Raw genomic sequence first — 5,813 nt, 5'->3', positions numbered from 1 at the left:
CCATGCCGAACTCAGAAGTGAAACGCCGTAGTGCCGATGGTAGTGTGGGTATTACCCATGTGAGAGTAGGGTGCCGCCAGACTTTTAAATATACGAGCCCAGCAGCGATGCTGGGCTTTTTTGCATTCTAAGAATACTTAAAAATTCTTCTGAGGGTGAGATGAGTTCATTAATCGCTTTTAATAAACCGTTTAATGTTGTGACACAATTTTCTGCACATGAAAAATATCAAACATTAAAAGATTATATAGCTTTACCTGGTTTTTACCCTTCTGGTCGTTTAGACACCGATAGTGAAGGTTTATTGCTGCTTACTAATGACGGTAAACTACAAGCAAAAATTAGCTCACCAAAATTTAAATTACCTAAAACTTATTGGGTGCAGGTAGAAGGATTAATAAATCGACAAGCCATAGATAAATTAACTAGTGGTGTGCAATTGAAAGAGTTTTATACTGCTCCAGCAATCGTGACATCACTTGCAGAGCCGACTAATTTATGGCAACGAATACCCCCTATTAGAGAACGCAAAACTATTCCTACTTCATGGATAAGTATTACCATAACAGAAGGAAAAAATCGACAGGTTAGAAGAATGTGTGCTGCGGTTGGATTCCCTTGTTTACGCTTAATTCGTGTTCAGATTGGCAAATATAATTTATTCACTCATCAGTTACCTTTAGGCGAATGGCGATCGGTTGCTACTGGTGATCTTTATCTCCGCTAACTACATTTAACAGACAATTCTAAAAGAATTATATTTTTTGAAAGATCAAAAGGATCAATTATATGATTCTCTTTGATCGAATCCTTTGGGCTTTATTGTAAAATAAGATAAAATGATCATTAATATTGATCGTAGGATAGATTATTTATGGTTGAACAAAAGAAAGAAGGTTTTTTTTCTCGTTTAAAGAAAGGTCTTTTTAAAACTAAACAAAATATTGGATCTGGTTTTCTAAGCTTATTTAAAGGCAAAAAGATCGATGATGAGTTGTTTGAAGAATTAGAAGAACAGTTGATCATTGCTGATGTCGGTTTCGATACCACACAAAGATTGATTAGCTCGTTAACACAACAAGCGTCAAGAAAAGAATTAAAAGATGCGGATGCATTACATGATCTATTAAAAAATGAAATGAAATCTATTTTAGATGGTGCTCAGCAACCACTTAATATAGAAAGTCATAAACCTTTTGTTATCTTAATGGTTGGTGTCAATGGTGTTGGGAAAACGACAACCATTGGTAAATTAGCCCGTCAATTTCAACAACAAGGCAAATCAGTGATGCTTGCCGCTGGCGATACCTTTCGTGCTGCCGCGGTTGAACAATTGCAAGTCTGGGGTGAACGTAATAACATCCCTGTCATTGCTCAGCATATTAATGCTGACTCAGCATCGGTAATCTTCGATGCTATTCAGGCTGCAAAAGCAAAAAATATCGATGTTTTAATTGCCGATACTGCTGGTCGTTTGCAAAATAAATCTCATTTAATGGACGAATTGAAAAAAATAGTCAGAGTAATTAAAAAGCAAGATGAAACAGCACCGCATGAAATTATGTTAACTATAGATGCCGGGACAGGACAAAATGCAATTAGTCAAACAAAGCTGTTTAATGAAGCGGTTGGCGTAACAGGGATGACATTAACCAAGTTAGATGGTACCGCAAAAGGTGGCATTATATTTAGCATAGCTGATCAGTTTAATATTCCGATCCGCTATATCGGCGTAGGTGAAAAAATTGAAGATTTAAGACCTTTTATTGCTGATGATTTTATTAATGCCCTATTTGACGAAACGGAAGAATAGAGATAACTCATGATCCAATTTCAACGTGTTAGTAAAGTTTATTCGGGTGGTAAACCAGCTTTACAAAATATAACATTTACTTTAGCGCAAGGAGAAATGGCCTTTTTAACCGGTCACTCCGGCGCGGGTAAAAGTACATTAATGCGTTTGATTTGTGGATTAGAAAAAGCTAATGACGGCAAGGTATTACTGAATGGTGTTGATGTTTCCAGTTTGAAAAAAAATCAAATGCCTTTTCTGCGTCGTACCATTGGTATGATTTTCCAAGATCATCAACTATTACTCGATCATACTGTTTATGATAATGTTGCTTTTCCATTAATTATCTTAGGTAAACCTGTTGAAGAAATTAAAAGACGAGTTTCTGCGGCATTAGATAAAGTTGGTTTGATTGATAAAATGAAATTTTACCCAATACAGCTATCTGGCGGTGAACAGCAACGAGTAGGGATAGCTCGAGCAATCGTCAATCGACCTACGGTTTTACTTGCTGATGAACCAACTGGTAATTTAGATGACAAACTCTCAAAAGATATTTTGAAATTATTTGAAGAGTTTAATCAAGCCGGTGTAACTGTGTTAATGGCAACCCATAACATGGGGTTGATACGTCGAAAACATCATCGAATACTAAATTTGAATCAAGGACGTTTAGAGGTTAAAAGTTGATGATAAATGCGAAGGTTAAACCATCTAAACAAAAAAACAAAACCAACAACAATAGCTTTTTGGGCCGCTGGCAAAGGCAGATCAGCTACGCATGGCATAATGTGTTTAACTATTTTTACCAAAATATATTTGCTTCTTTGCTGACAATTTTGGTTATTGCTATATCAATTACTTTGCCGACTATAGGCTATTTATTATTGAAGAACGCCAATCAAGCGGCGGAACAGTGGTATCCGACGCCCAATTTAACAGTTTATATTAATAAAACTTTAAATTCGGAACAAGCTAATGATTTAATTGATAAATTTAAGGCTATTGCTGAAGTTGAAAATGTAACTTATCTTTCTCGCGAAGATACACGAGAAGAGTTTAAAACTTGGTCTGGATTTGATGATGCTCTTGACCTACTCGATGAAAATCCATTACCAGCAGTTGCTATTGTTTTTCCAATAGAAGAAGCCAAATCTACAGATAAATTACATGATCTGCAAACACAGTTAAAAACAATAGCGGGTGTTGATGATGTGCAACTTGATGATAGCTGGTTTACTCGATTAACCGCATTGACCAATATGGTAAAATCGATAGTGTGGACAATCTCAATTTTTATGGTTATTGCCGTATCATTGGTTATTGGTAATAGTATTCGGTTAAATATATTTGCCCGTAGGCAAACAATTATTGTTATGCAATTGATTGGTGCGACTGAAGGCTTTATTTTACGACCATTTTTATATAATGGTATTTTTACTGGATTGATTAGTGCGGTTTTGGCATTGATTCTATCGAAAGTATTTATTCTTCAAATAGATTCAACCATGTTGCATGTATCAGATGTTTTTGGAAAAATGATTAATATAAATGGACTTTCATGGGAAGAAAGTTTATTAATTGTTTTATTTTCGACGATTATTGGCTGGTTTTCAGCATTTATTGCCACTAAAAAGTATTTGAATAAAACGGTAATAGCTTCATAATTGTAGATTAATTATTTACGATTTTTATAAGCAGCTTCACTGCAAATATAATGATAAAAATGTGAACTAAATCACATTTTGGTGGTCTAAGTTTATAGAAAGATTTTAAATTGTTACTGATGTAGAATGTAGCAAAATTAGTTTAATTTAAGGGGGAATTAAATGAGTACTGATTTAAAAATGCAAGCAGGTGCTTTAATCCCACAAGGAAATATTGAATCATATCTTCGTATGATAAATACTTATCCGATGCTAACTGCAGAGGAAGAGAAGTCTTTAGGTGAACGTCTTTATTATCATGATGATGTGGATGCAGCAAGACAATTGATTTTGTCTCATTTGCGTTTTGTTGCGCATATTGCGCGTGGTTATTCTGGTTATGGTCTACCACAAGCCGATTTGATTCAAGAAGGTAATATTGGTTTAATGAAAGCCGTACGTCGTTTCAATCCTGAAATGGGTGTTCGTTTAGTATCATTTGCAGTACATTGGATAAAAGCTGAAATTCATGAATATGTACTAAAAAATTGGCGTATTGTTAAAGTTGCTACAACCAAAGCACAAAGAAAATTATTCTTTAATTTAAGAAAGAATAAACAACGCTTAGGTTGGTTTAATAGCGCTGAAGTCGATATGGTTGCTGATGAACTAGGTGTAAGTCGTAAAGACGTCTTAGAGATGGAATCACGTATGTCAGCACAAGATATGTCATTTGATATTGATAATGATGACGATGATAATTCAATTGTCGCTCCAGCGCTTTATTTAGAGGATGGTAATTCTGATTTTTCAAAATCGATCGAAAACGATAACTGGGAAAATGACGCAACTGACAAGTTACATGATGCCTTGTCTCAATTAGACGAGCGTAGCCAAGATATTATCAAAGCTCGGTGGTTAGATGCCGATGACAGTAAATCAACATTGCAAGTGTTGGCCGATAAATACAGCGTTTCTGCTGAACGTATTCGTCAACTTGAAAAAAATGCAATGAAAAAATTACGTGTAGCGATTGAAGCATAATTGCTTTTATTAATAACATATAAGCCCTACTTTAGTTAAAGTGGGGCTTTTTTATATACTGAATTTAAGTAAGTTTATAAATAAGTTAAGAATTAAAATAACTAGTTGAATAAAATAGTTATATTTAAACTTTTTTTATACACTATAGTTTAAGATTAAATAGATAATCGCCAAGAAGTTAGCTTTTATACGAGGGATAAAAATGTTAAATAATTTGCAGAGAGTTATTTTACTTAGTCTAATTACTGTTAGTTTAGTTGCTTGTAATGATAATGCTAAAAATACATCTTCTGATGTATCCATTAATACTGGCGTTATTGAATGTGATCACTATATAAAATTGGTTCACGAATTACAATTATCATCTAAACTCCCAGCTGATCCTGAAGAATCATTAGAAACTACTATAAATCATTTTAAACAATTGATAGAAAAAAATCCCGAATCAACTAGGAGAGAATGTAATTCTGCCTATACTGCTTTGCGATCAATGAATCGCTAACCATGCAGCTTCTTGAGCATGTAATAAGGCTGTATCAAAGAAAGGAATGGCGTAATCTTGTTGGGATATTAATAAACCGATCTCAGTACAACCTAAAATCACCGCTTCTGCACCTTGTTTAACGAGTTTATCAATAATATTGAGATAAGCTTGCTTAGATTCTAGTTTAATTTGCCCACGGCAAAGTTCGTCATAAATAATATTATTAATGATTATCCTATCTTGTTCATTAGGGATTAAAACATTTAAACCTTTTTCAATTAATTTTGATTTGTAAAAGTCTTGTTCCATGGTGTACTTAGTACCAAGTAAGGCAACTGATTTTATTTTATCTTTGATCAAATGTTTGGCGGTCACGTCGGCGATATGAATGATAGGAATTGTAATTGCTTTTTGAATTTGGTCTGCAACCTTATGCATCGTATTAGTACAAATAATAATAAAATCAGCACCGGCTAATTCTAATTTTTTGGCTGCATCAGTTAAAATAATTGCGCTTTTATCCCATTCATTATTCGCTTGGCAGCTTTCTATTTCTTGAAAATCGACACTATATAACAGAGTTTTAGCTGAATGTAATCCACCAAGGGATTTGCCAATAAATTGATTAATCACTTGATAATAAGTAACGGTACTTTCCCAACTCATGCCACCAATTAATCCAATTGTTTTCATTTCTAATACTCCATAATATTTTTACTATTAGTAATTAATTATTAGATATAATTATTAGTATGTAAAGATAATAAATTAGAATGAAATATCATTAACTATCAGAATATTGTAATGAATAGGTTATAAAAAACGAATTGTAGCCATAGGTTGATAA

General features: G+C 33.7%; 6 protein-coding genes and 1 pseudogene. 6 read left to right on the top strand and 1 reads right to left on the bottom strand.

Annotation, left to right across the window (positions count from 1 at the left end; genetic code table 11):
• Nucleotides 1–160: 160 nt before the first annotated feature.
• The 6 genes and pseudogenes from B6C99_RS12605 (at nt 161) to B6C99_RS12580 (ending at nt 4,984) form a co-directional block, all read left to right on the top strand.
• Complete coding sequence (locus B6C99_RS12605; protein ID WP_086360146.1) at nt 161–727, top strand: pseudouridine synthase; 567 nt, start codon at nt 161–163, stop codon at nt 725–727.
• Nucleotides 728–889: 162 nt separating this feature from the next.
• Nucleotides 890–1,813: pseudogene (gene ftsY, locus B6C99_RS12600) on the top strand (signal recognition particle-docking protein FtsY); the annotation flags it as partial.
• A 9-nt stretch (nt 1,814–1,822) separates the two neighbouring features.
• The gene (gene ftsE, locus B6C99_RS12595) at nt 1,823–2,482 is read left to right on the top strand and encodes a cell division ATP-binding protein FtsE (RefSeq protein ID WP_065577961.1); all 660 of its coding nucleotides are present in this window, start codon (nt 1,823–1,825) and stop codon (nt 2,480–2,482) included.
• Nucleotides 2,482–3,459, top strand: a complete 978-nt coding sequence (ftsX, locus tag B6C99_RS12590) for a permease-like cell division protein FtsX (RefSeq protein WP_086360145.1) — start codon at nt 2,482–2,484, stop codon at nt 3,457–3,459. The genes ftsE and ftsX overlap by 1 nt, the downstream gene beginning before the upstream one ends.
• A 162-nt stretch (nt 3,460–3,621) precedes the next feature.
• Nucleotides 3,622–4,482, top strand: a complete 861-nt coding sequence (gene rpoH, locus B6C99_RS12585; RefSeq protein WP_086360144.1) for an RNA polymerase sigma factor RpoH — start codon at nt 3,622–3,624, stop codon at nt 4,480–4,482.
• Nucleotides 4,483–4,684: 202 nt separating this feature from the next.
• Nucleotides 4,685–4,984: a hypothetical protein gene (locus tag B6C99_RS12580; RefSeq protein WP_086360143.1), complete on the top strand. Its 300-nt coding sequence runs from the start codon at nt 4,685–4,687 to the stop codon at nt 4,982–4,984.
• On the opposite strand, the gene B6C99_RS12575 is transcribed toward B6C99_RS12580, so the two are convergent.
• Entirely contained in the window at nt 4,970–5,659 is a 690-nt protein-coding gene (locus tag B6C99_RS12575; RefSeq protein WP_086360142.1) for an aspartate/glutamate racemase family protein, read from the bottom strand. The genes B6C99_RS12580 and B6C99_RS12575 overlap by 15 nt on opposite strands.
• Nucleotides 5,660–5,813: the final 154 nt, after the last annotated feature.

The sequence above is a fragment of the Gilliamella sp. N-G2 genome (genome assembly GCF_002142215.1).
Taxonomy (GTDB): domain Bacteria; phylum Pseudomonadota; class Gammaproteobacteria; order Enterobacterales; family Orbaceae; genus Gilliamella.
The sequence above is the reverse complement of the archived record's forward strand: the minus strand, read 5'-3'. Positions and strand labels throughout refer to the sequence as shown.